Source organism: Flavobacterium sp. 9AF (assembly GCF_902506265.1).
GTDB lineage: Bacteria > Bacteroidota > Bacteroidia > Flavobacteriales > Flavobacteriaceae > Flavobacterium.
This window is the reverse complement of the sequence record NZ_LR733562.1, coordinates 1-22422: the sequence shown is the minus strand read 5'-3', so window position 1 is coordinate 22422 and position 22422 is coordinate 1. Positions and strand designations below refer to the sequence as shown.

The following is a 22422-nucleotide window of genomic DNA, read 5'->3' as shown; positions in this document are numbered from 1 at the left end:
TAAAATCTATTCAGACCAGTAACGTAAAGTTGCATAAATCCATCCTTCTGGCTCTTCATTTTCAGGAGTTACCTCTACAATTGCGGAAGATGCACCATCCCAATACCCATCGCGAGCAATAAAACGATAGGTTCCTACTGGCAAACTTTCAAAAAGACCTGGTTCGTAAGGGGAATCAAAATAGAAGTCTCCAGTATCTAAATTAGTTGCTCCATAACCTGGTAAAGTACTCGCTGGAATTTCCTGACCCGATTGAGTTACTAATTTAATGTAAACATCAAAATACACTTGAGAAGTCTTAGCAGTAGTTGTCGTCTTTTTTAAATCTCCCAAATTTGATTCATTTTGAATTGCATCATCTTTGTCGCAAGAGATTAATAGCATAATAGTTAAAGTAGCTAAAATGTTTCTTAAATTTTTCATGTTAAAAATATTGTTTGTTTGTACCATTTCAAAATTACAAAATATAAAATGAGATATTTAAAAACTAGATTAACAAATAGTTATTTAAAATTTAATCTTAATTCATAAAAAAATAGCAACTTAAAAATCTTCGTTTTCTTTAAATTACAACAATATGATTTTAATATTTTTTTTACTTATTATTTATATATTATTAAAAAAATAGCATAATTTTTATTTAATTTGTAAAAACAACAACACATATGCAATATAATACACAGGACACCGATCCTTCAGTTCTTTATAAACTTCTCACAGGTACTATTATTCCCAGACCTATCGGATGGATTTCCACTATTGATGCAAAAGGCATTAACAATTTAGCTCCTTTTTCTTATTTTAATATGGTAAGTAGTGATCCTCCTTGTGTTGTTTTTTCTACTCGAAGAGATAATAATACCAATAAAGACACACTTAATAATGTTTTAGAGACAAATGAATTTGTTGTCAACTTGGTAACAGAAGATGTAGTAGAACAAATGAACACAACCTCGCAAAATGTAGGCCCGGAAATTGATGAATTTGAGCTTGCTAATGTAACTCCTATAGATTCAAATTCAGTAAAATCCAAAAGAGTAAAAGAAAGTGTAGTTCATTTTGAATGTAAGATGATTCATCATTATTTTATTAAAGATAAGGAAGGAAATGAAACAGCTTGTGTTGTTATTGGTGAGATCCTAATTATGCACATTGATGATGCTATTTTGTTAGAGAATAACAAAATTAATTTAGACAAATACAAACCTGTAGCTCGTTTAGCAGGATCTAATTATGCAACTTTAGGTGAACTTTTTTCCATTAAACGCAACTAAATGAAAATAACTGTAATTGGTGGTGGTCCAGGCGGACTCTACTTTTCTATATTAACTAAAAAAGCAATGCCTAATTGCGAAATAAATGTTTACGAACGTAACAAATCCGACGATAGTTTTGGTTTTGGAGTTGTGTTTTCTGATGAAACTTTAAGTGAATTCTTAACTCGAGACCCAAAATCGTATGAATTAATTCGAACTAATTTTGCCTATTGGGATGATTTAGATGTGGCTCGTGATGGTGAAATTGTTAGAATTACGGGAAATGGTTTTTGTGGTTGTTCACGAATGAAATTATTACAACTTTTACATCAAAGATGTAAAGAAGAAGGTGTAAATCTTCATTTTGAAGCCGATGTAAATGATTTATCACAATTCAATGATTCTGATATTATAGTCGCTGCCGACGGAATTGGTAGTCAAATTCGTACTCAATTTGAAAAAGATTTTGGAACTAATGTTACTTTAAAAAAGAATCGCTTCGTTTGGATGGGTTCGACTCGTCCACTCGATGCGTTTACTTATTTCTTTAGAAACACTCCTGCTGGTTTAATCGTTGCGCATACGTATCAATACGAACCGGGAAGAAGTACATGGATTTTTGAATGTAGTAATGAAACTTTTGAAAAATTAGAATTTGAAGTGACTAATGAAAAAGATACAGTTCAAAAACTGGAAGAAATTTTTAAACAAGAATTAGACGGTCATCATTTAATTACTAATAAATCGCATTGGAGGCAATTTCCTCATGTTATCAATCAAAAATGGTATAAAGACAACATTGTACTTTTAGGTGATGCAAAAGCAACCGCACACTATTCTATCGGTTCAGGAACTAAACTAGCCATGGAATGTGCCATTGGTCTATCAGATGCGGTTGTTGCTAATCAAAATAATGTTCATGCTGCTTTTGAACAATACGAAAAAACGAGACGCAATCGAGTTGAAATGATTCAGTATGCAGCTAACGTTTCTCTAGATTGGTTTGAAAATATGAATCGTCACAACCAACATAATTTTCTTCAGTTTGCTTTTGGTTGTATGACACGTTCAAAAAAAGTAACTTTTGAAAATTTAGGTATTCGGGATAAATCGTTTACCGATAAAGTTTTAGAAAATTTCAACGAAATATCATCCCGAGCGCAATTGAGGGAAACTCCTCCTGCTTTTACAAAATTAAAATTGCGTGATTTAGAATTGAACAATCGGATTGTAATGGCACCTATGGGACAATATTCAGCAGAAAATGGAGAAATAAACGATTGGCATTTCACCCATTACACATCAAGAGCAATTGGTGGTGTTGGATTAATTTTAACTGAAATGACTGCTGTTTCTGAAACCGGAAGAATTACTTTAGGTTGTACAGGTATTTATTCTAAAAATCAATTATATAAATGGGGAAAAATGGTAGATTTTATTCATCAAAATACAACTTCAAAAATCGGAATTCAATTAGGTCATTCAGGAAGAAAAGGCGCCATTAAAAAACCTTGGGAAGGAACTAATGAACCCATTGATAATCCGTGGAAATTGTTATCCGCTTCTCCTATTCCATTCAATGATAAAATGGGAACGCCAAGAGAAATGACAATTGATGACATGGATAAAGTCACAACTGAATTTGTCCAAGCTGCTAAAAATGCCGATGAAGCAGGATTTGATTTAATTGAATTACAAGCGCATCACGGATTCTTATTGGCTTCATTCTTATCTCCATTAACTAATATTCGTCAAGATGAATTTGGAGGCTCAATTGATAACCGATTGAAATTTCCAATTCGAGTTTTTACAGAAATGCGAAAAGTATTTCCACAAAACAAACCAATGTCGGTTAGAATTTCAGCTTCAGATTGGGCTGAAAATGGAATTACTGAAGAAGAGGTTCTAATTATCGCTAAAGCTTTTAAACAAGTGGGTGCTGATATTATCAATGTTTCTACAGGAAATACGGTTTCTTATCAACAACCGCAAGTAGGCAGAATGTGGCAAGTTCCTTTTTCAGATGCTGTTCGAAATGAAGTTCATATTCCAACTATCACAACAGGCTATATTCAAGATATTGACCAGATTAATACCATTTTAATCAATGGAAAAGCCGATTTAGTGGCTCTTGGCCGACCTTTATTACTCGATCCCTATTTTGTAAGAAATGCACAAGCTTATGAGAATTTCGATGCAAACGATATTCCTAATCAATATTTAGCTGGAAAATCACATTTGTATCCATTTGTAGGAAGTGAACGAAAAATGATAGAAGGCATGAAAAAAGCTTTAAAACCTGAAAGTCATAAATAAATTAGGAATTATTAATTACGAATTATGAAAAAGGATAATGTTGTTCAAATAAAAAGTTATGTTTTTGCAATAAAAATTGTAAAAAATTACCAATTTCTTCATGAACAAAAGAAAGAATTCGTTTTGAGTAAACAACTATTACAATCAGGAACTTCAATCGGTGCAAATATTGAAGAAGCTATTGGAGGACAATCTTCTAAAGATTTTTATGCAAAATTAACTATTGCATATAAAGAAGCTCGAGAAACTCATTATTGGAATCGCCTTTTAAAAGATACAAACTATTTAAGTGAAGAACAAGCAGAAAATTTGTTAAAAGATGCTGATGAATTACTTAGAATAATTGGTTCTATCCAAAGAACAGTTCATAATTCATAATTCATAATTTAAAATTCGTAATTATAAAGAATGATAGATAAATTCACATACAACCACTTACCTACTACTGATTTACAATCGGATTATCAGTTTTTGGATTTACCTCAATTTCAACATCCAGAACAATTAAACTGCGCATATCGATTATTGGATTTTCATATTGAAAATGGTAATGGAGATGCCATTTGTATTCAAACATTTGATGAAAAATGGACGTACAAACAACTAAAAGAAAAGTCTAATCAAATTGCACATTATTTAGTTGACGATTTAGGCTTACAATCTGGAAACAGAGTTTTATTACGTTCTGCAAATAACCCGATGATGGTCGCTTGTTGGTATGCAGTAATAAAATCTGGTGGTATTGTCGTGGCAACTATGCCTTTACTCAGAGCTAAAGAATTAAAGACAATAATAGATTGTGCCGAAATTTCTCATGCCATTTGTGATATTGATTTGGCAGAAGAAATGAAATTAACACAATCTGATTTTCTTAAAAAAGTGGTGTATTTTGATACGGATGATTGGAATGCTGCTGTAAATTCAAAACCAACAATATTTGAAAATTATAATTCAAAGGCTGAAGATGTTGCTATCATTGGATTTACATCTGGAACAACTGGAATTCCCAAAATGACTGCCCATTTTCATCGAGACATTTTGAATATTTGTGAAGCTTTTCCAAATTATTCGCTACAACCTACAAAAGAAGATATTTTTACGGGTAGTCCGCCTTTAGGCTTTACTTTTGGCTTGGGTGGTTTGGTTTTATTCCCAATGTATTTTGGGGCCTCTACTTTTTTAATTGAAAAACCAAGCCCAGACGTTTTATTACAAGCCATAGAACGCTATAAAATTACTATTTGTTTTACTGCACCTACCGCTTGGCGCATCTTAACTACTAAATTAACGGAATATGATGTTTCTAGTTTGAGAAGATGTGTTTCAGCTGGTGAAACTTTACCTATTCAAGTTTGGGAAGATTGGTATGATGCTACTGGGTTAAAAATAATTGATGGTATTGGTGCAACAGAAATGCTACATATTTTTATTTCATCCAATGAAGAAAATAGAATTCCAGGAGCAACTGGTTTACCAATTTTAGGATACGAAGCCAAAATAATTGACGAAAAAGGAAAGGAATTAACAGCAAATCAAACGGGAAGATTAGCGGTTAGAGGGATTACAGGTTGTAAATATCTAAATCGGGAAGAAAAACAAAAAGAATACGTTCAAAAGGGTTGGAATATAACGGGTGATATTTTCAAAAAGGATGAAAAAGGCTATTATTGGTTTGTCGCTCGAGGCGATGACATGATAATTTCTTCAGGTTATAATATAGCTGCAATTGAAGTAGAATCCGTACTTTTAACACATGAAGCAGTTTTAGAATGTGCAGTTGTTGGATTACCTGATACAGAAAGAGGTATGCTTGTATGTGCACATATTGTGTTAAAAGATACTTTTAAAGCATCAGATGAATTGGCTAAATCTATACAATTGTGGTTCAAAGAAGTAGCAGCTCCTTATAAATATCCTAGAGTAATTCATTTTAGGGAATGTTTGCCTAAAACCGAAACGGGAAAAATACAACGATTTAAGTTGAAGTAAATTATGAAAAAGATTTTTTTAATACTTGCGCTGTTTCAATTATTCTTTTGCATAAGTCAAAATGAAAATAAAAAACTAATCAATTGTATTTTCAAACAAACAAAAAAAATTGAAATCTATGCATTCCTAGAGTTAACTAAATGGGAAGGTGAAAAAAGATATATGATTTATAATAAAGGTAAAGTAGTTGCGATCTCATTTCCTGAAAAATATTTACGAAATAAAATTATTTTAAACAAAAAGCAAATTAAAAAACTAAAGAATAGTTTAGTTGCTACAGATGATTATATTGATGAAAGAGCCGATTGCTACTTTCCAAGACACACAATCGTTTTTTATAACAAGGAAGATAAAATACTGGGATATATTGAGTTATGTTTTGGTTGTTTTAATTCTTATGCGACTAAAAATTTAAAGTTTTTAGAAGATAGTATGTTGTTCCAACAAAAGCTTTTCGAGGAATTCGGAATTACTTATTTAACTGATACAAAAGAAGAAGAAGAAAATTATTCGAAATTAGCAGAAAAGAGAAGTTTGGAATTAAAATCAAAATTCAATAATAAAAATGAATAAGCCTTTTATAAAACAAGAAAAAATACGTTTTAAACATATTGATTACGCTGGAATTGTATTCTATCCTCGCTTTTTAGAAATGTTAAACGATATAGTAGAAGATTGGTTTGAAGAAGCTTTAGAAAGGCCTTTTTCAAAAATGCATGATACGAATGGTATACCAACTGTAGATTTAAAAGTGCAGTTTAAAAATGCAGCTCGTTTAGGAGAAGTCTTAACAAAATCACTTTGGGTAAAGGAACTAAAATCATCTGCTGTGATTTGCGGTTTTCAATTTGTAAACGAAAACCAACAAATGGTTTTAGAAGGAGAAGTCACTTTGGTAAACGTCACAATAGCTGAAGACAGAAATAGCATAAAATCGGAACCTTTTAACGAGGAAATAAAGAATAAAATTATGAATTACAAATTGTAAATTACGAATATGAAGAATGACAATGTAATTCAAATTAAGAGTTATGCTTTTGCTGTAAAAATTATAAAAATCTATCAATTTTTAGCAAATGATAAAAAAGAGTTTGTTTTAAGTAAACAACTTTTAAGAAGTGGAACTTCAATTTCAATCGGTGCAAATATTGAAGAAGCAATCGGAGGCCAATCTTCTAAAGATTTTTATGCAAAATTAACTATAGCTTATAAAGAAGCTCGAGAAACTCATTATTGGATTCGATTATTGAGAGATACTAACTATCTAAATAAAGTAGAAAGTGAAAATTTATTAGAAGATATAACTGAGATATTGAAAATTATAGGTTCTATTCAGAAAACACTTCGCAATAATTCATAATTCGTAATTGATAATTTAAAATTTATGGAATTTTTAAAATTCAAAGCAGCAACCGTACAAACCGCTCCCGTTTTTTTAGATGTCGAAAAAACAATTGCAAAAGCCATTACTTTCATTAAAGAAGCTAGTAATAATGGGGCGCAATTAATTGCATTTCCAGAAGTCTTTATTGCGGGTTATCCGTATTGGAACTGGATTATGACACCCGTTCAAGGAAGTCAGTGGTATGAAAAATTATATAAAGCTGCTGTAAAAATGGAAGATGAAGCAATGCAGCCTTTGTTTCAAGCAGCTAAAGACTGTAATATTCACATCGTTATTGGATTAAATGAAAGAGGGAATTCTTTTGGCGAAATTTACAATACTAATATTATAATTGACAACCAAGGGAAACTCATTGGTAAACACCGAAAATTAGTACCTACTTGGGCAGAAAAATTAACATGGACTTCTGGTGACGGTTCTTCTTTAAAAGTATATGATACGGAAGTTGGTCCACTTGGTACACTGGCTTGTGGAGAAAACACCAATACTTTAGCGCGCTTTACATTATTAGCTCAAGGCGAATTGGTACACATTGCCAACTATATTTCGTTGCCTGTTGCGCCACCCGATTACAATATGGCAGAAGCGATTAAAATTAGAGCAGCAGCTCATTCTTTCGAAGGAAAATTATTCACTATTGTATCTTGTTCCACAATATCTGAAGAAATTAAAGAAGTTTTACGAGAAGATGTACCTAATGTTGACGAAGTTTTAACACGAAAAAATTCAGCTTTTTCTGGGTTTATTGGTCCGAATGGTGCTGTAATTGGCGAACCTTTAATTGATGAGGAAGGTATTATTTATGCTGAAATTGATTTATCAAAATGCATCCAACCGAAACAAATGCACGATATTTTAGGACATTACAATCGATTTGATATTTTTGATTTGCGTGTGAATACTGCTCCAACAAGAAAGATTACATTTATTAACGATCATGATGAATTTAATACAAAATAGTTGCCCTTCGACTCCGCTCAGGGTGACACAAAAAAGAAAATAAAATGCAAGAAAACCATTCAGACGATCAATATGGTCGTGCAAGAGTACAAGACTCACCCGAATTAATGGCTTATTACAAAAAGCTTGAAAATCTTGGTGCTGGTGCTTTATGGACCGTTGCCAATGATATTGAACCTTGGGAACCCAAATCCAATTCGGTTCCTATGCTTTGGAAATATGATGATTTACGAGAATTAGTATTACAATCTTCCGAATTAGTAACTCCAGAACAAGCTGGAAGGCGCGTGGTATATTTGGTTAACGATAAAAGAAAAGACGTTTCGGCTGCTGTGGGATGGCTGTACACTGGAATTCAAGTTACGAAACCTGGTGAGTTTACATCTGCTCATAAACACAAAGCTTCTGCCCTACGCTTTATTATGGAAGGAGAAGGTGGTTACACCGTTGTAGATGGCAATAAAATCACCTTTGAAGTAAATGATTTTGTCATTACACCTAACTCTACTTGGCATGAACACGGTGTAAATGCCAATGGAAAGACTTGTATTTGGCAAGACGGTTTAGATATTCCTTTAGTGAATGCTTTAGAAGCAAACGATTATGCTGTTTTTGATGGCAAACAACCATTGGATGTACCTTTAAATTATTCACCCATAAATTATGGTACAGCGGGTATCATTCCAGCTGACAAAGTTTGGGACAAACCCTACTCTCCTTTATTCAAATTTTCTTGGTCTAAAGTCTATCCTGCTCTAGTTGAAGCCTCAAAAAGCAATGCAATTAATCCTTTTGATGGTATTTTTATGCAATATTCAAATCCTTTAACAGGTGGACATGTTATGCAAACTATGGGTGCAGCCATGCAATTATTACCTGCGGGTTTTAAAGGAAAAGCACACAAGCATACGGGTTCATTTGTGTACCAATGTGCCAAAGGAAAAGGATATACTATAATCGATGGGAAACGTTTCGACTGGAAAGAAAGAGATATATTTTGTGTTCCAAGTTGGGCTTGGCATGAACATCATAACCTATCCGAAACAGAAGATGCTTGTTTGTTCAATTTTAATGATTTACCAGTTATTGAAAAACTAGGTTTATATCAAGGCAAAGACTATTTAGAAAATAACGGACATCAACAATTGCAATAGAAAATCAATTTAAATAAATAACATTGTCATCCCGAGCGCAGTCGAGGGACAAAATTAATAATAATGAAACTACTTACCTACCAAACCAAAGATTCAGAACCAAGATTAGGCTTTTTACATGATAATTTAGTGGTTGATATGGAAGATTTTGGAAATATTTCCAATTTTCCACTTCCAGATAATATGCTCGATTTAATTGATTTAGGCTTTGAAGTCATTTCCGAAATTACGGATCTAATAGCAGAAACCAGAGCCGTGGATTTTGAAGAAATCAGTTTACCTGTTGATGCAGTAACTTTTTTAGCGCCTATTCCAAAACCGCGTAAGAATATTATCGGGATTGGTTTAAATTATACAGAACACGTAGCGGAAAGTGCACGATCTTTAGATACTTCTAAAGAATTGCCACAACAACCCGTTATTTTTTCAAAACCACCTACAACTGTTACAGCAACCCATACGAATGTTTTATTAAATAGAAAGTTAACCAATCAATTAGACTGGGAAGTAGAATTAGCCGTTATAATTGGAAAGAAAGGAAAATATGTTCCCAAATCAGATGCTTTCGATTATGTTTTTGGATATACTATAATTAATGATATTTCTGCCAGAGATTGTCGTCGTTCTGGGCAATGGATTGTATCCAAAGGACAAGATACTTTTGCGCCCATGGGACCTATTTTGGTTACCAAAGACGAAATTGAAAACCCTCATAATCTAAATCTGTCTTTGACCGTTAATGGTATTGAAAAACAAAGCTCTAATACTAAATTCATGCTATTCAATATCAATGATTTAATTGAAGATTTAAGTACGGTTTTTACATTGGAACCAGGAGACATTATTGCAACAGGTACACCTGCTGGTGTAGGTGCTGGAAGAACACCTCAAGAATGGTTACAAGAGGGTGATGTTGTGAGATGTACTGTTGAAAAAATTGGATTTATAGAAAATACAGTGAAAGAGATATAAGTTAAATGCCCTTCGACTGGGCTCAGGGTGACAAACGAAATCAGGATAACATTGTCTTCCCGAGCGCAGTCGAGGGACAAAATAATTAAAAAAGCGTACTATTTATAGTAAATAATTTTTGCTGTTTAGTAGCACTAAATTTTAGAATATGACTAAAAAATACAAGATAGGACAAATTGTTCCTTCCTCCAATATCACAATGGAAACGGAAATACCCGCACTATTTCGTGCCAGAGAAACCATTCTGCCAGAACGTTTTACGTTTCATAGTAGTCGAATGCGAATGAAAAAAGTAACCAAAGAAGAACTGGAAGCGATGGATAAAATGAGTTTAAAATGTGCTCAAGAATTATCCGATGCCCATGTAGATGTTATGGGTTATGCTTGCCTCGTTGCTATAATGAGCATGGGACGCGGTTATCATTGTGTTTCTGAAGTAAATTTACATCAAGAAACGGTAGCAAATGACTTCCCTACTCCTATTGTAACCTCTGCGGGTGCTTTAATTAATGGCTTAAAGGTTTTAGGTGCGAAACAAATCTCAATTATTACGCCCTACATGCGTCCTCTAACAGACAAAGTAGTCGATTATATTGAACATCAAGGTATTAAAGTAAAAGAAAGCATAGCATTAGAAATTCCTGATAATTTAGAAGTGGCTGCTCAAGATCCAATGAATCTCTTGCAAATTTACAAGCAATTGGATTTAACAGATGTAGATGTATTAGTTGCTTCTGCTTGTGTACAAATGCCTTCTTTAGAAGCTATCGATCTAATTCAAGCGGAATGTGGTATTCCAGTTACTTCTGCAGCAGTTTGTACTACCTATGAAATGATGAAAAAAATAGGTATCGATGCAAAATCAAGCATTGGAGGTGAATTATTAAACGGAAATTATTAAAATACTATAAAAATCGGGATTAGCTTTAATTTGTAATTTTTCTTTTACAATCAGCACATAAAGCTAATTCCGCATTATCTATAGTTGCGATACTTTCAACTGCATCAGTCATTACACATTTTTTATTCGGACAATGTGGTAATCCTAAATTATGACCTAATTCATGTATGGCTATTTTTTTTATGCGTAGCATATGAACCTTAGGGTTTTTATGTTTCAAACGAAATGTAGAAACAATTCCGCTCGTACCAGGGCAATAGGCTAATCCCATCACTCCCCAATCTTCATATTTATAAAGAGGCTTTTTTATATTTCCATTACCATCTCTTTTAGTTGTAGAAATATCTTTGTGAGTTAAACCTAAAATATAATCGATTGTATCTGATTGTTTTATTTTTTGGAACTGAATCAAACTATCTGCTCTATAGCGAGGTGATTTTTGATTTATGAATGCCTTTTGAGGCAGTTTTTGAATTGGTAAAACTGCTACTTTTAAATTATAAACGGATCGGATAACTTGTACAATACTATCTGTCATTTTTTCAGAGAAATTCTCATAAGGCTGAATACCAACAGTTCTATTTTCAATCGAATGAAAATTAGTACACGAAAATAAAATTATAAAAATGCAACTTAAAAAATAATTCGCTCTCATGTTTTAATTCAAATTATATTTCTTTTTATAATCCATGGGAGACATAGAAGTATATTTTTTAAAAATCTCACGAAAGGATTTACTGTCGGAATAGCCTACCTCATACATGACTTCGTTAATGGTTTTTAATCCCTTTTCTAATTCTTTCTTTGCAACTTCAATTTTAACGCGTTGCATGTACTCAATAATTGTATTATTAGTCGCTTTTTTAAAACGTCTTTCTAAAGTTCTTCGCGTTAGATTACTGTAAGAAGCCAAGTCTTCAATACTCATTTTTTTATCAAACTCCGCTTCTATATAATCTTGTATTTTTAAAATATCGGAATCATTATGGGAACGTTGTCCTTTAAAAATAGTAAACGCATTCTGACTTCTTCTATTTATATCTAAAAGAAAGAATTTTGAGATTAAAACTGCCGTTTCTTTATCGGTATATTTTTCTACTAAATGCAATAATAAATTCCAATAAGATGTTGCGCCTCCACTGGTATACAAGCCTTTTTCTTCCGTTATTATTAAATCATTCACAACATTTACTTCTGGAAAAAACTGTTGTAAAGTTTCTACGTACATCCAATGTGTAGAACAAGATTTATCATTCAACAAGCCTGTTTTAGCCAACATAAAGGCTCCAATACACAAACTGGCAATTTCTGCTCCTTTTTCATATTCTTGAACCAACCAAGGTATCATTTTTTCATTTTGAGCCAAGGCATCTGCCACATTTTGACCTATTGGTGGCACAATTATTAAATCCGATTGAGGTTTATCTTCTAAGACAAAATCAGTATGTATAGCAACAGTTCCGTGATTTAAAAGTACGGTCTTGGTTTCACCAACTAATTGTATTTTAAAAGGAATTTCTTTTCCGTCATTAATAAAAAACTGATTAATAGAAGTGAAAAGATATTGTGAATCAACTATAGCTGCTGTAACAGCCGTTTTAGGTACTAAAATACTTATTGTCTTCATGATTTGTTTGTTGGTAAACAAATATAAAAAACTATTGTCGCAATTAACCAATGGTATTGTCATAATTACACCTTTTTTAGTATAACAGAACTCATTAATTTTGGAATATCGAAAGCAACTAAAAATGGAATACTTTAATTTACAAACAGATAGCAATGCCTTTTGCGTTACTGCGAACACATTTCCTGATGGCGTTTTAGAAGCCCATCAAGAGTTACATTCTATTGTAGGCTATAATTCAAATAGAATTTATTTAGGGGTCTCTTACAGGAATACAAACGGATGTATTATCTATAAAGCAGTAGCTACAAAATTATTTCCAAATGAAAAAAACGAACATAAAATGGAACACATTACGCTTAAAAAGGGAACCTATCGTTGTAAAAAAGTAAATAATTTTAAAATTCTTTTTTTGAATTCCAACGAATTACCATTCTAAAAATTACTTAACAACAAATACATTTCACATGAAAAAACAAAAAATAGTATTTTGGACAGCAACCGTTTTAATAGCCTTATTTGAAGGCGTTATGCCTGCTTTAACCTCTCAAACAGAATTAGCCAAAGAAGGAATCCGACACTTGGGTTATCCTGAGTATTTTGGTACTGCATTAGTGGTTTTTAAAATCTTAGGTGTTATTATTCTAATCGTTCCTAAAATCCCATCCCGACTAAAAGAATGGGCTTATGCAGGTTTTACTTTTAATTTTATTTTCGCCATGATTAGTCATGCAGCCGTTGATGGAATAAATGTACAAACCTTTTTCCCTCTAATTGTGCTTTTTGTTTTAGCGATTTCTTATATTTATTATCATAAACTCAACAAACAAACGTAAGATGTCTTTTCAAGCGTACATCGATAACATCAAAGCAAAAACAGGTAAAAGTCCGGAAGATTTTAAACAATTAGCCGAAACCAAAGGTTTTATGGAAAATGGCATGCTTGTACAATCTGTAAAAGCAACTGAAATTACCAATTGGCTCAAAGAAGAATTTGAATTGGGTCACGGTCATGCCATGGCTATATATGCAACTTTTAAAGGAAAAACCAGTTAAACTTGTAAAATTTAAACAACATGAACGAACAAAAACTCACACCCTTCTTGTGGTATGATACGCAAGCAAATGAAGCGGCAACCTTTTACACTTCGGTGTTCACAAATTCTAAAATTCAAAGTAGCAATCCATTAGTTACCACATTTCATCTCAATAACTTAAAATGCAACGCACTTAATGGCGGACCACTTTTTACGTTTACCAATGCTATTTCCTTTTTTATAAAATCAAATGATACAGACGAAATAGATACCATATGGAATGCATTGAAGGAAAAAGGTACTATTGTAATGGATTTAGGTGAATATCCTTGGAGTAAAAAATACGGTTGGGTAAATGATAAGTATGGTTTGTCTTGGCAAATATTTATAGATGGTGATCCGTTACAAATTGTACCCACATTACTTTTTGTAGATAAGAAATTTGGTCTTGCAGAAGAAGCAATTACTTTTTATACTTCTTTATTTTTAAATTCTGAAATCAACTTCATCAGTAAATTTGATGCTCATAATCCGAATGCAGCTGGAAAAGTTGAATTTGCAGAATTTACTTTGGCCTACCAAAAATTCATCGCAATGGAAAGTCCGATGGAACATCATTTTGATTTTAATGAAGCCTTCTCTTTTGTGGTGAATTGTACCAATCAAGAAGAAGTAGATTATTATTGGAATGCATTTCTTCAAAATGGTGGTCAGGAAAGTCAATGTGGCTGGTTAAAAGATAAATTTGGAATATCTTGGCAAATTATACCTGAAATGTTGCCTCAATTGATGAATGATAAAAATCCGGAAAAAGTAGCACAGGTTACCCAAGCCATGCTGCAAATGAAAAAAATAGATTGTGAAAAACTACAACAAGCGTATAACAAATAAAAAAACAAAACATGTTAGCACAAAAATTTGAAGTAACCATTAACGCTACACCTGAAAAAGTATGGGACGTATTATGGAATGATTTAACCTACACACAATGGACAAGTGTCTTTTGTCATGGTTCATATGCGGTATCCGATTGGAAGGAAGGAAGTCGAGTGCACTTTTATTCTCCTGGAGGAAAAGGAATGTATAGCAATATTATTGCCTCAAAACCCAATGTAGAAATGACGTTCAATCATTTAGGCGAAATTGATGATTATAAAGAACTACCAAACGACGAAAAGGCATCGGAATGGAGTAATTCGAAAGAACAATACCTACTTAATGAAATAAATGGTAGTACGCATTTAGTCGTTAACTTAAATTCTGTTGAAGAATATGCTACCTATTTTGAGGATGTGTTTCCCAAAGCTTTAGCTATAGTAAAAGAACTATCGGAACGCAATTGCATTACTATAACTACAAAAATAAACGCACCCATTGAAAAGGTATGGAACTACTGGAATGAACCCGAACATATTACCAAATGGTGTGCTGCTTCGGATGATTGGCATACACCAAAGGCAGTAAACAATTGTGTAACAGGTGGTCAATTTACGAATACTATGGCTGCAAAAGATGGCAGTTTTAGTTTTGATTTTTCAGGAACGTATACCGCAGTAAAACCCAATGAAATGTTAGCGTATACCTTAGAAGATGGTCGTATTGTGAGAATTATTTTTGTACCTGTTAAAGATCAAATTCAAATTATAGAGACTTTTGAAGCGGAAACTCAAAATCCTATGGAAATACAACAAACAGGGTGGCAAAATATTTTAGATAATTTCAAAAAATACGTTGAAAATAACTAATGCCAAAATCAAACCGAACAGAAACAGAGCAAGTCACGGCATTTATAGCACAATTACCAAAGGAAACAGCCGTTTCAGTAGAGAAAATTAGGCAAATAATCCTACAAGCACATCCTGAAATGAAAGAAAGAATCAAATGGAATCATCCTTCTTTCTATTATGATGGAGCGATGGAACATTTTGATTCGAAAGAATATAAACGAGATATCGCTGTTTTTAATTTATTTAAAAATAGAATCATGTTAGTCTTTCCAAACGGAGCATCGCTTGAAGATTCTTTCAAAATATTAGAAGGTCAATATAAAGATGGTAGAAGACTACTCTCTTTTGCAACACTTGAAGACATTCAAACCAAAGAAATAGCATTGCGCAATTTGATTCAAAATGCCATTGAAAACATTAAAATAGAAGCAAAATATGAAACCAAAAATCTTTATCAACTTACCTGTAAGCAATTTAATAAAATCAATGGATTTTTATACGACTATCGGATTTACAAATAACAAGCATTTTACAGATGAAACCGCTGCATGCATGGTTTTCAGTGAAGAAATTTATGTCATGTTATTAACGCACGCTAAGTTTAGTGAATTTACTACAAAAGAAATCGCAACCACTTCTAAAACAGCAGCAGCCATTTTATCCTTGGAACTTAAAGACAATGAAGCGGTGAATGCAATGGCAGAAAAAGCCCTTCAAGCAGGTGGAAAAGAACCAAACGACCCCAAAGACTATGGTTTTATGTACTTAAGAGGTTTTGAAGATCTTGACGGACATAATTGGGAAATCTTCTATATGTACCAACAACCTAAATAGAAGTACTATATTTCAGTCTATAAAAAAGCAATTTAAGTTATTAATATTAATAACTTAAATTGCTTTTTTATTAAAATTTAGAATTAATTTTGAGCTGATTTTTAAGAAATGACTACTAAAACCAGTTTTATAATTACATTTTTTTGCTTCTTTTGGCAATCTTTTTTGTTTAGTATGGAAACAACTAAACAATGCGATTCTATTATTAAAAGAGGAGTTGTATTAATGCTTAAAAAAGAACATGTTGCCTCATTAGAATTACTTTCTGAAGCTAAAGAAATAGCACAAAAAAAGAATTGGTATAAACAACTTTTTCTTGCTCAAAACAATATTGCAAACAATTATTATATGCTTCTAGATTATGGAGAAGCATTAAAACAACATCTTGAAAGTTATAAAATAGCTAGTAAATATTTAGATGATGACCAACTCATGATTGTATTAAATAATATTGCTATTTTGTATAGTAAAGAAAAAAAATATAAAAAAGCCAATAGTTACTTTAATAAAGCTCTTGTATTAGCTGAAAAATATAAAGATTCTTTAAAAATGAGTATGTATACTATGAATTTAGGATTACTAGCCAATGAACAAAAAAAATTACAGTTAGCAAGAAAATTTTTAAATAAGTCTTTACAATATTCTACTATTCCTGAAATTAAGACACCCACACTTACTGGTTTGTACCAGAATGATTTTTTACTAGGCAATTTCAAGCAATCTCGTTCTGGAGCAGAAAAATTGCTCTTAAATTTAAATAATGAACCTAACAGCGATAACCGCATCGAATTGTCTTTGCTTATTGCAAAATGTTATCTTAAAGAAAATAATTTAACAAAAGCGCTCCAATGGGTAAATAATACAGTTGCTGAAAAACCTGATTTGGAAAAGAAAATAGAATTATATGATTTATTTTCAACTATTTATTTCCAACTTAAATCTTACGCTATAGCTTTTCAATACAAAGATTCTATTACTCTTTCTACTTCAAAATTGAATACCATAAAAAATGGCAAATTATTTGAAAGTAGTGAAGTAAAATTTCAAATTCAAAATTACAAAGAGAAGTTACAAGAAAAAGAACTAAGAATAAAAAATGAAAGAAAACTCTTTTTTACTGTTATCATTATTATCGTTTTTACATTGATTATACTATTATTAATTTTTAGAAATTATTCTATAAAAACGAAACAAAAAGAACTTATTGCAAAGAGAGAACAACAAATGACTACTTTTAAATTGGAAAAAGAAATAGCCGAAAAATCATTATTAGTTGAAAAAGAAAAGATAGTTCTTTTAGAACAAGAAAGTTTAAAAAATGAAATACAGATTAAAAATCAAAAAATTTTATCAAGAGCACTTTATATTTCTGGAAGAAATCAATTATTACAAGATATTATAAAATCATTTGTTTCTTTATCTAATATAACTGATAATGATGGAATAATTAAAAAAATAAAAACACTAGAAGAACATTTAAAAACAGATGATGATTGGGATAATTATGTACGCCATTTCGATGAAGTAAACCAAGGTTTTATAAAAAGATTAACTCAAAAACATCCTGATTTAACCACTACAGATATTCGTTATTTATCATATATATATATGAATTTAGACACTAAAGAAATAGCTACCATGCTCAATATTACGCCTGTAGCTTGCAGAAAAAGGAAAGAAAGAATTGAAAAAAGATTAGAATTACCCAATACAATTTCTTTAAATGCATACCTCTTAAATATTTAATTATGCATTGATCTTTTAGTAAATGTCGCAATTTGTTTACATAAATGTCACAATTTGTCACGCTTTATAAACAGCTTACTTCACATAGGCATATTACTTTTGTGAGACACATTTAAATAAATTGTTATGAAAAAAAATTTACTATTATTGTTTTTGAGTTACAGTTGTTTATTACTAGCTCAAAATCCGCAAATCCAAGGTGATGTATTGTTATGTCCTTGGACTAATGGTACTGCTTCAGTTACCAATCAAACTTATGATACCTATCAATGGTATTTCAAATATTGGTTTACTTCTGACCCTTACACTGTCATTTCTGGAGCTACTTCAGAATCATTTACTTATGATTGGTATACCTATGATCAGGCACTTTTAAAAGTAGTCGTTACATCTGGAGGAAATACATATGAATCCAATGAAATTCAAATTGACAGTTATGCTTGGAGTAGCTTAGTTATTTATAACGAAATGAATTCGACAGTATCTGTTGATGGAAATAATGGTAATTTTCTATTGTGTCAAGGTGGTAGCTTCAATAATACGATTAATAGTCCTTATGATACGAATATTCAATGGTATAAAGATGATGTTGCTATTCCTGGAGCGAATAGTATATCCTATTTAATTACAGAACCAGGAAGTTATTATGTTGTAGCAGCTCCCCAATTTTGTCCAAATAGTAGTAGCAGTAATCAAGGATTACCTATGATTGTGGAATGGGACACAAATTGTAATTTAAATATTGAGAATCCAACATTCTCCAACTCTGTAACGCTATTTCCAAATCCAGTAAAAGAAACACTCTTTATAACTGTTTCTGATAATAGTGTTATTCATGACTACACTATTGTAGATAATTTAGGAAAAGTTTTACTTCAAAAGACAACTGGAGGAATTACAAATAATACACTTTCTATTAATACAAATGAGTTATCTACAGGTTTTTATACACTTATTTTAAATAGTAGCTCTGGAAAAGCTATCAAAAAATTTATTAAAGAGTAAAAAAATTAGTTATTAACTAATTAAAAAAGAGTCGGAATGCAATTAACATTCCGACTCTTTTTTAATTTATTAATTAGAGGTCTTAACTATTCACCTTCTACTGGTCCTTGCCATTCACTAATTCCTCCTATTAAATTATAAGCATTAGCAAAACCTAATTCTCTCATTATGTTACATGCATTAGCACTTCGAGAACCAGCCGCACAATACACATAATAATTTTTAGTCTTGTCTAATTCTTCTAAAGCATAAATAAAACCTTGTCCTTTAAAAATATCAATATTCATTGCATTTGGAATTTTTCCTCTGTTAAATTCATCTTCTGTTCTAACATCTAAAATAATTCCTTTTTCATCAGTTAAAAACTGGCTCCACCATTGTTGTTGCTCTAAATTCATATACTATAATTTGTTCCAAAAATACTATGCTTTTATGGAACATCCAATAGCTTTTGTAACTTTTACTGAAACTTCTTTATTTTTCAATAAGGCATCTACTGCATTTTCTACATATTTTACTTTAACCGCTCCCTCATCGGAATGATTATCATCTATTGCTCCTATATATTTTACAATGTTTCCTTCTTTAGTTTTTTGTAATACATACACATGTGGTGTTTTAGTCGCTCCATATTGTGGATAAATTTTTTGTCCTTCATCAAATAAATAAGGAAAAGTAAATCCTTTTTCTTTTGCTCTTACTTTCATCAACTCAAAACTATCCTTTTCTTGAACTTCAGGATTATTTGGATTAATTGCAATAACTGGATAACCTAATTTTTTATATTTTTTATCCAAAGCAATAATTCTATCTTCATAAGCGACAGCATATGGGCAATGATTACACGTAAAAATAACAATGTATCCTTTAACATCTTTATAATCAATTAAGGATACCATTTTATCATCTACATTTTTTAACTTAAAATCAGTAGCTTTATCTCCTACTTCATACCCCGAAATAGTCATATTTTTAACCGTAAACGCACTTATAAATGCTAATACTACTATACTAAAAGCAATTTTCAAAATTTTCATAGTTTATATTATTTATTAATTATTGATTGTAAGGCTTGTTCCAACTCTTCATAAGTAAACGATTGTTCATAAAATTGAAGTGTGTCATTTTTATAAATTATTGTAGCAGGAATAGCTCCACTCCAATTCTTATTAACCTTTTCAATCCAAGAATTAGCATCAGGATCATCTAAATGAACGACTTTTGATTTTATTTTTTTCCTTTTTACAAATGGGATTAGACTCGATTCTACTTTTTTTGGAAAATCTAAACTTACTAATATTACTTTTACATTTTCATTACTATATTTTTCTCCTAAAGTTTCAAAAAAAGGCAATTCTTTTATACATGGAGCACACCACGTTGCCCAAAAATTAATAACGTAAGTTGTACCGTCTTTTTGTTTTAAAAAACTATCAAGTCCATCAAAATTGTACGAATCGATCTTGATACTATCTTGTTCATATACCTTTAAAGGTACAACATTATGCTGTCCAAATACATGCAAGCAACAAATAACATTTAGTAAATAAAATATTTTTTTCATAACTAGTTAAAAGTAATGATAATAGTAGCTACTCAAATAAATTTAATAAAAATTTAACAAACAATTGTATATACAAATAAAAAAAGATCATACATTTGTACATACAAATTTTGTAATTACAAATGAAAATAGAAGAAGAAATAAAAAGCACTGTTAAATTGAGTATTGCAAAAAAAGTAATTCTTAATTTAACCTTTACAAAAAATTTTATTGGTGATAAATTTAATGAAATTTTAAAGCCTTTTGAAATCTCTGGTGAACAATATAATGTATTACGAATTTTAAGAGGTCAAAAAGGGAAACCAATAAATATGCAAGATATTCAAGATCGAATGGTAACAAAAAATAGTAATACCACGCGCTTGATAGATAAATTGTTATTAAAAGAAATGGTCATAAGAAATACTTGTCCAGAAAACAGAAGAAAGATAGAAATCATCATTACACAAACTGGTCTGGACGTATTATCTGAATTAGACCCTTTAATTGATGCACACGAAAATAGCTTATTAAATAAGCTTTCAGACATAGAACTTGAAAATCTAAATAATTTATTAGAGAAAATTAGAGAAAATTAATATGAGTACATTTATAGAAAATCAAAAATGGAGGTATGCTACTAAAAAATTTGACGCTACCAAAAAAATTTCTGAAACAGATTTAAAAACTTTGAAAGAAGCTATTCAGTTGAGTACTTCCTCTTATGGTTTACAACCCTACAAAGTTTTTATTATTGAAAACCCAGAACTAAGAGAAAAATTGAAACCTGCTTCTTGGGGACAATCGCAAATTGTTGATGCTTCTCACCTACTTGTATTTGCCAATTATCTTGACGTAACTGAAAAACACATAGACGAATATATGGCAAACATGGCTCAAACCAGAGGATTAAGTATAGATGATTTAAAGCCATATAGCGACTTTATGAAATCAAAATTAATCAGTTTACCAGCCGAAACAAAACAAATTTGGACAGCTAAACAAACTTACTTAGCTTTAGGCAATCTCTTAAATGCCGCTGCTGAACTTAAAATCGATGTTACTCCAATGGAAGGTTTTGAACCTGAAAAATATAATGAAATCTTAAATCTTAATACTCTAGGTTTAAATGCTTCATTAGTAGCAACTATAGGTTATAGACATGAGGAAGACATGACACAACATTATGCAAAGGTTCGTAAAACAACAGAAGAATTATTTATTACACTTTAACTATTTAAATTTCAAAAAAAATCATGAAAAATTTTAAAACAATTGCAGTAGCATTAATTACATTAGTTTCATTCGTAACAAATGCACAAACGACAAAAAAAGTAAATGTTGAGAAAAGCAAAATTGAATGGGTTGGTAAAAAAGTAACGGGTCAACACAGTGGAACAATTAGCTTAAAAGAAGGAGCTTTAGTATTTAAAGGAAAGAAATTAGCAGGTGGAAATTTTACAGTAGACATGACATCAATTAACACAACAGATTTAGAAGGTGGAATGAAAGGTAAATTAGACGGTCACTTAAAATCTGAAGATTTCTTTGGTGTTGAAAATCACCCAACAGCAAAATTAGTTTTCAAAACAATTGCTGATAAAGGAAATAATGTTTACACCGTAACTGCAGATTTAGAAATTAAAGGAAAAACAAATCCTGTTACTTTTGATATTACAGTAAACAAAGATTCTGCTACTTCAAAATTAATTGTTGATAGAACGAAATATGACATTAAATATGGTTCTGGTTCATTCTTTGATAACTTAGGAGACAAAACTATTTATGATGATTTCGAATTAAACGTAACATTAAGTTTCTAATTGAAATATTTAAAAATGCTATGGAAAAGAAAAAATGACCCAAATGGGTCATTTTTTTTGACCTTTTAAAAACATTTTTGATTTGTATATTTACTTTTTTAATTTAAAATAATGAACAAAATAGAGT

Annotated in this window: 29 protein-coding genes; 23 read left to right on the top strand and 6 right to left on the bottom strand. The window is 31.2% G+C overall.

The genetic code is table 11. The features are described from left to right. Window positions 1-6: 6 nt before the first annotated feature. Window positions 7-423: a hypothetical protein gene (locus HALO113_RS14415; protein WP_159779796.1), complete on the bottom strand. Its 417-nt coding sequence runs from the start codon at window positions 421-423 to the stop codon at window positions 7-9. Window positions 424-665: 242 nt separating this feature from the next. Between HALO113_RS14415 and HALO113_RS14410 the strand changes: the two genes are divergently transcribed. The 11 genes from HALO113_RS14410 (at window position 666) to HALO113_RS14360 (ending at window position 10953) form a co-directional block, all read left to right on the top strand. Further along, on the top strand, window positions 666-1274 hold the full coding sequence (locus tag HALO113_RS14410) for a flavin reductase family protein (protein ID WP_159779795.1): 609 nt from the start codon (window positions 666-668) through the stop codon (window positions 1272-1274). Continuing rightward, window positions 1275-3572: an FAD-dependent monooxygenase gene (locus HALO113_RS14405; protein ID WP_159779794.1), complete on the top strand. Its 2298-nt coding sequence runs from the start codon at window positions 1275-1277 to the stop codon at window positions 3570-3572. Window positions 3573-3596: 24 nt separating this feature from the next. Beyond that, complete coding sequence (locus HALO113_RS14400; protein WP_159779793.1) at window positions 3597-3950, top strand: four helix bundle protein; 354 nt, start codon at window positions 3597-3599, stop codon at window positions 3948-3950. A 30-nt stretch (window positions 3951-3980) separates the two neighbouring features. Then, window positions 3981-5561 carry an AMP-binding protein gene (locus HALO113_RS14395; protein ID WP_159779792.1) on the top strand — a complete coding sequence of 527 codons (1581 nt, stop codon included), beginning with the start codon at window positions 3981-3983 and terminating at the stop codon, window positions 5559-5561. Window positions 5562-5564: 3 nt separating this feature from the next. Then, window positions 5565-6134 carry a hypothetical protein gene (locus HALO113_RS14390; RefSeq protein WP_159779791.1) on the top strand — a complete coding sequence of 190 codons (570 nt, stop codon included), beginning with the start codon at window positions 5565-5567 and terminating at the stop codon, window positions 6132-6134. After that, window positions 6127-6549 (top strand): thioesterase family protein, encoded by a 423-nt coding sequence (locus HALO113_RS14385; protein ID WP_159779790.1) that lies wholly within the window; start codon window positions 6127-6129, stop codon window positions 6547-6549. Before HALO113_RS14390 ends, HALO113_RS14385 begins: the two co-directional genes overlap by 8 nt. A 9-nt stretch (window positions 6550-6558) precedes the next feature. Next, entirely contained in the window at window positions 6559-6921 is a 363-nt protein-coding gene (locus HALO113_RS14380; RefSeq protein ID WP_159779789.1) for a four helix bundle protein, read from the top strand. A gap of 24 nt (window positions 6922-6945) precedes the next feature. Continuing rightward, window positions 6946-7926, top strand: a complete 981-nt coding sequence (locus tag HALO113_RS14375) for a carbon-nitrogen hydrolase family protein (protein WP_159779788.1) — start codon at window positions 6946-6948, stop codon at window positions 7924-7926. Window positions 7927-7970: 44 nt separating this feature from the next. Beyond that, entirely contained in the window at window positions 7971-9080 is a 1110-nt protein-coding gene (locus HALO113_RS14370; protein WP_159779787.1) for a cupin domain-containing protein, read from the top strand. Window positions 9081-9143: 63 nt separating this feature from the next. After that, entirely contained in the window at window positions 9144-10052 is a 909-nt protein-coding gene (locus tag HALO113_RS14365; protein WP_159779786.1) for a fumarylacetoacetate hydrolase family protein, read from the top strand. A gap of 148 nt (window positions 10053-10200) precedes the next feature. Beyond that, window positions 10201-10953, top strand: a complete 753-nt coding sequence (locus HALO113_RS14360; RefSeq protein ID WP_159779785.1) for an Asp/Glu racemase — start codon at window positions 10201-10203, stop codon at window positions 10951-10953. 25 nt (window positions 10954-10978) lie between these two features. Here HALO113_RS14360 and HALO113_RS14355 read toward each other — a convergent pair whose 3' ends face one another. Together HALO113_RS14355 and HALO113_RS14350 are read right to left on the bottom strand one after the other, a co-directional pair. Beyond that, window positions 10979-11608: a matrixin family metalloprotease gene (locus HALO113_RS14355; protein ID WP_159779784.1), complete on the bottom strand. Its 630-nt coding sequence runs from the start codon at window positions 11606-11608 to the stop codon at window positions 10979-10981. A gap of 3 nt (window positions 11609-11611) precedes the next feature. Beyond that, entirely contained in the window at window positions 11612-12580 is a 969-nt protein-coding gene (locus tag HALO113_RS14350) for a GlxA family transcriptional regulator (protein ID WP_159779783.1), read from the bottom strand. Window positions 12581-12704: 124 nt separating this feature from the next. Here HALO113_RS14350 and HALO113_RS14345 point away from each other — a divergent pair, with 124 nt between their 5' ends. The 9 genes from HALO113_RS14345 (at window position 12705) to HALO113_RS14305 (ending at window position 18929) form a co-directional block, all read left to right on the top strand. Continuing rightward, complete coding sequence (locus HALO113_RS14345) at window positions 12705-13019, top strand: hypothetical protein (protein WP_159779782.1); 315 nt, start codon at window positions 12705-12707, stop codon at window positions 13017-13019. Between the two features lie 28 nt (window positions 13020-13047). Beyond that, window positions 13048-13416, top strand: coding sequence for a DoxX family protein (locus tag HALO113_RS14340; protein ID WP_159779781.1), 369 nt, complete (start codon window positions 13048-13050; stop codon window positions 13414-13416). A gap of 1 nt (window position 13417) precedes the next feature. Beyond that, window positions 13418-13636 (top strand): DUF4287 domain-containing protein, encoded by a 219-nt coding sequence (locus HALO113_RS14335; RefSeq protein ID WP_159779780.1) that lies wholly within the window; start codon window positions 13418-13420, stop codon window positions 13634-13636. Window positions 13637-13656: 20 nt separating this feature from the next. Further along, entirely contained in the window at window positions 13657-14508 is an 852-nt protein-coding gene (locus HALO113_RS14330) for a VOC family protein (protein WP_159779779.1), read from the top strand. An 11-nt stretch (window positions 14509-14519) separates the two neighbouring features. Then, the gene (locus HALO113_RS14325) at window positions 14520-15362 is read left to right on the top strand and encodes an SRPBCC domain-containing protein (protein WP_370519386.1); all 843 of its coding nucleotides are present in this window, start codon (window positions 14520-14522) and stop codon (window positions 15360-15362) included. Continuing rightward, window positions 15362-15865: a DUF1801 domain-containing protein gene (locus HALO113_RS14320; protein WP_159779778.1), complete on the top strand. Its 504-nt coding sequence runs from the start codon at window positions 15362-15364 to the stop codon at window positions 15863-15865. The genes HALO113_RS14325 and HALO113_RS14320 overlap by 1 nt, the downstream gene beginning before the upstream one ends. After that, a complete protein-coding gene (locus HALO113_RS14315) occupies window positions 15831-16178 on the top strand; it encodes a VOC family protein (protein WP_236554735.1) in 348 nt (115 codons plus the stop codon). Before HALO113_RS14320 ends, HALO113_RS14315 begins: the two co-directional genes overlap by 35 nt. Window positions 16179-16352: 174 nt before the next feature. Further along, window positions 16353-17924, top strand: coding sequence for a tetratricopeptide repeat protein (locus HALO113_RS14310; RefSeq protein WP_159779776.1), 1572 nt, complete (start codon window positions 16353-16355; stop codon window positions 17922-17924). Between the two features lie 126 nt (window positions 17925-18050). After that, entirely contained in the window at window positions 18051-18929 is an 879-nt protein-coding gene (locus tag HALO113_RS14305; RefSeq protein ID WP_159779775.1) for a T9SS type A sorting domain-containing protein, read from the top strand. A gap of 86 nt (window positions 18930-19015) precedes the next feature. Here HALO113_RS14305 and HALO113_RS14300 read toward each other — a convergent pair whose 3' ends face one another. The 3 genes from HALO113_RS14300 to HALO113_RS14290 are packed head-to-tail and all read right to left on the bottom strand — an operon-like array spanning window position 19016 to window position 20493. Beyond that, window positions 19016-19327 (bottom strand): rhodanese-like domain-containing protein, encoded by a 312-nt coding sequence (locus tag HALO113_RS14300; RefSeq protein WP_159779774.1) that lies wholly within the window; start codon window positions 19325-19327, stop codon window positions 19016-19018. 24 nt (window positions 19328-19351) lie between these two features. After that, the gene (locus tag HALO113_RS14295) at window positions 19352-19966 is read right to left on the bottom strand and encodes a thioredoxin family protein (protein WP_159779773.1); all 615 of its coding nucleotides are present in this window, start codon (window positions 19964-19966) and stop codon (window positions 19352-19354) included. Between the two features lie 8 nt (window positions 19967-19974). Further along, window positions 19975-20493, bottom strand: coding sequence for a TlpA disulfide reductase family protein (locus HALO113_RS14290; protein WP_159779772.1), 519 nt, complete (start codon window positions 20491-20493; stop codon window positions 19975-19977). A 122-nt stretch (window positions 20494-20615) separates the two neighbouring features. Between HALO113_RS14290 and HALO113_RS14285 the strand changes: the two genes are divergently transcribed. Genes HALO113_RS14285 through HALO113_RS14275 form a run of 3 tightly spaced genes read left to right on the top strand, consistent with a single transcriptional unit; the run spans window position 20616 to window position 22295 of the window. Next, the gene (locus HALO113_RS14285) at window positions 20616-21071 is read left to right on the top strand and encodes a MarR family winged helix-turn-helix transcriptional regulator (RefSeq protein WP_159779771.1); all 456 of its coding nucleotides are present in this window, start codon (window positions 20616-20618) and stop codon (window positions 21069-21071) included. Between the two features lies 1 nt (window position 21072). Further along, a complete protein-coding gene (locus HALO113_RS14280; RefSeq protein WP_159779770.1) occupies window positions 21073-21705 on the top strand; it encodes an NAD(P)H-dependent oxidoreductase in 633 nt (210 codons plus the stop codon). 23 nt (window positions 21706-21728) lie between these two features. Continuing rightward, the gene (locus HALO113_RS14275; RefSeq protein ID WP_159779769.1) at window positions 21729-22295 is read left to right on the top strand and encodes a YceI family protein; all 567 of its coding nucleotides are present in this window, start codon (window positions 21729-21731) and stop codon (window positions 22293-22295) included. Window positions 22296-22422: the final 127 nt, after the last annotated feature.

Coding starts and splice junctions, on each gene's coding strand:
- HALO113_RS14280 (WP_159779770.1), top strand. CDS start 21,073: ATGAGTACATTTATAGAAAATCAAAAATGGAGGTATGCTACTAAAAAA.
- HALO113_RS14370 (WP_159779787.1), top strand. CDS start 7,971: ATGCAAGAAAACCATTCAGACGATCAATATGGTCGTGCAAGAGTACAA.
- HALO113_RS14350 (WP_159779783.1), bottom strand. CDS start 12,580: ATGAAGACAATAAGTATTTTAGTACCTAAAACGGCTGTTACAGCAGCT.
- HALO113_RS14320 (WP_159779778.1), top strand. CDS start 15,362: ATGCCAAAATCAAACCGAACAGAAACAGAGCAAGTCACGGCATTTATA.
- HALO113_RS14380 (WP_159779789.1), top strand. CDS start 6,559: ATGAAGAATGACAATGTAATTCAAATTAAGAGTTATGCTTTTGCTGTA.
- HALO113_RS14375 (WP_159779788.1), top strand. CDS start 6,946: ATGGAATTTTTAAAATTCAAAGCAGCAACCGTACAAACCGCTCCCGTT.
- HALO113_RS14360 (WP_159779785.1), top strand. CDS start 10,201: ATGACTAAAAAATACAAGATAGGACAAATTGTTCCTTCCTCCAATATC.
- HALO113_RS14410 (WP_159779795.1), top strand. CDS start 666: ATGCAATATAATACACAGGACACCGATCCTTCAGTTCTTTATAAACTT.
- HALO113_RS14285 (WP_159779771.1), top strand. CDS start 20,616: ATGAAAATAGAAGAAGAAATAAAAAGCACTGTTAAATTGAGTATTGCA.
- HALO113_RS14315 (WP_236554735.1), top strand. CDS start 15,831: ATGGATTTTTATACGACTATCGGATTTACAAATAACAAGCATTTTACA.
- HALO113_RS14415 (WP_159779796.1), bottom strand. CDS start 423: ATGAAAAATTTAAGAAACATTTTAGCTACTTTAACTATTATGCTATTA.
- HALO113_RS14300 (WP_159779774.1), bottom strand. CDS start 19,327: ATGAATTTAGAGCAACAACAATGGTGGAGCCAGTTTTTAACTGATGAA.
- HALO113_RS14390 (WP_159779791.1), top strand. CDS start 5,565: ATGAAAAAGATTTTTTTAATACTTGCGCTGTTTCAATTATTCTTTTGC.
- HALO113_RS14405 (WP_159779794.1), top strand. CDS start 1,275: ATGAAAATAACTGTAATTGGTGGTGGTCCAGGCGGACTCTACTTTTCT.
- HALO113_RS14365 (WP_159779786.1), top strand. CDS start 9,144: ATGAAACTACTTACCTACCAAACCAAAGATTCAGAACCAAGATTAGGC.
- HALO113_RS14395 (WP_159779792.1), top strand. CDS start 3,981: ATGATAGATAAATTCACATACAACCACTTACCTACTACTGATTTACAA.
- HALO113_RS14325 (WP_370519386.1), top strand. CDS start 14,520: ATGTTAGCACAAAAATTTGAAGTAACCATTAACGCTACACCTGAAAAA.
- HALO113_RS14295 (WP_159779773.1), bottom strand. CDS start 19,966: ATGAAAATTTTGAAAATTGCTTTTAGTATAGTAGTATTAGCATTTATA.
- HALO113_RS14305 (WP_159779775.1), top strand. CDS start 18,051: ATGAAAAAAAATTTACTATTATTGTTTTTGAGTTACAGTTGTTTATTA.
- HALO113_RS14385 (WP_159779790.1), top strand. CDS start 6,127: ATGAATAAGCCTTTTATAAAACAAGAAAAAATACGTTTTAAACATATT.
- HALO113_RS14400 (WP_159779793.1), top strand. CDS start 3,597: ATGAAAAAGGATAATGTTGTTCAAATAAAAAGTTATGTTTTTGCAATA.
- HALO113_RS14340 (WP_159779781.1), top strand. CDS start 13,048: ATGAAAAAACAAAAAATAGTATTTTGGACAGCAACCGTTTTAATAGCC.
- HALO113_RS14345 (WP_159779782.1), top strand. CDS start 12,705: ATGGAATACTTTAATTTACAAACAGATAGCAATGCCTTTTGCGTTACT.
- HALO113_RS14310 (WP_159779776.1), top strand. CDS start 16,353: ATGGAAACAACTAAACAATGCGATTCTATTATTAAAAGAGGAGTTGTA.
- HALO113_RS14335 (WP_159779780.1), top strand. CDS start 13,418: ATGTCTTTTCAAGCGTACATCGATAACATCAAAGCAAAAACAGGTAAA.
- HALO113_RS14290 (WP_159779772.1), bottom strand. CDS start 20,493: ATGAAAAAAATATTTTATTTACTAAATGTTATTTGTTGCTTGCATGTA.
- HALO113_RS14275 (WP_159779769.1), top strand. CDS start 21,729: ATGAAAAATTTTAAAACAATTGCAGTAGCATTAATTACATTAGTTTCA.
- HALO113_RS14355 (WP_159779784.1), bottom strand. CDS start 11,608: ATGAGAGCGAATTATTTTTTAAGTTGCATTTTTATAATTTTATTTTCG.
- HALO113_RS14330 (WP_159779779.1), top strand. CDS start 13,657: ATGAACGAACAAAAACTCACACCCTTCTTGTGGTATGATACGCAAGCA.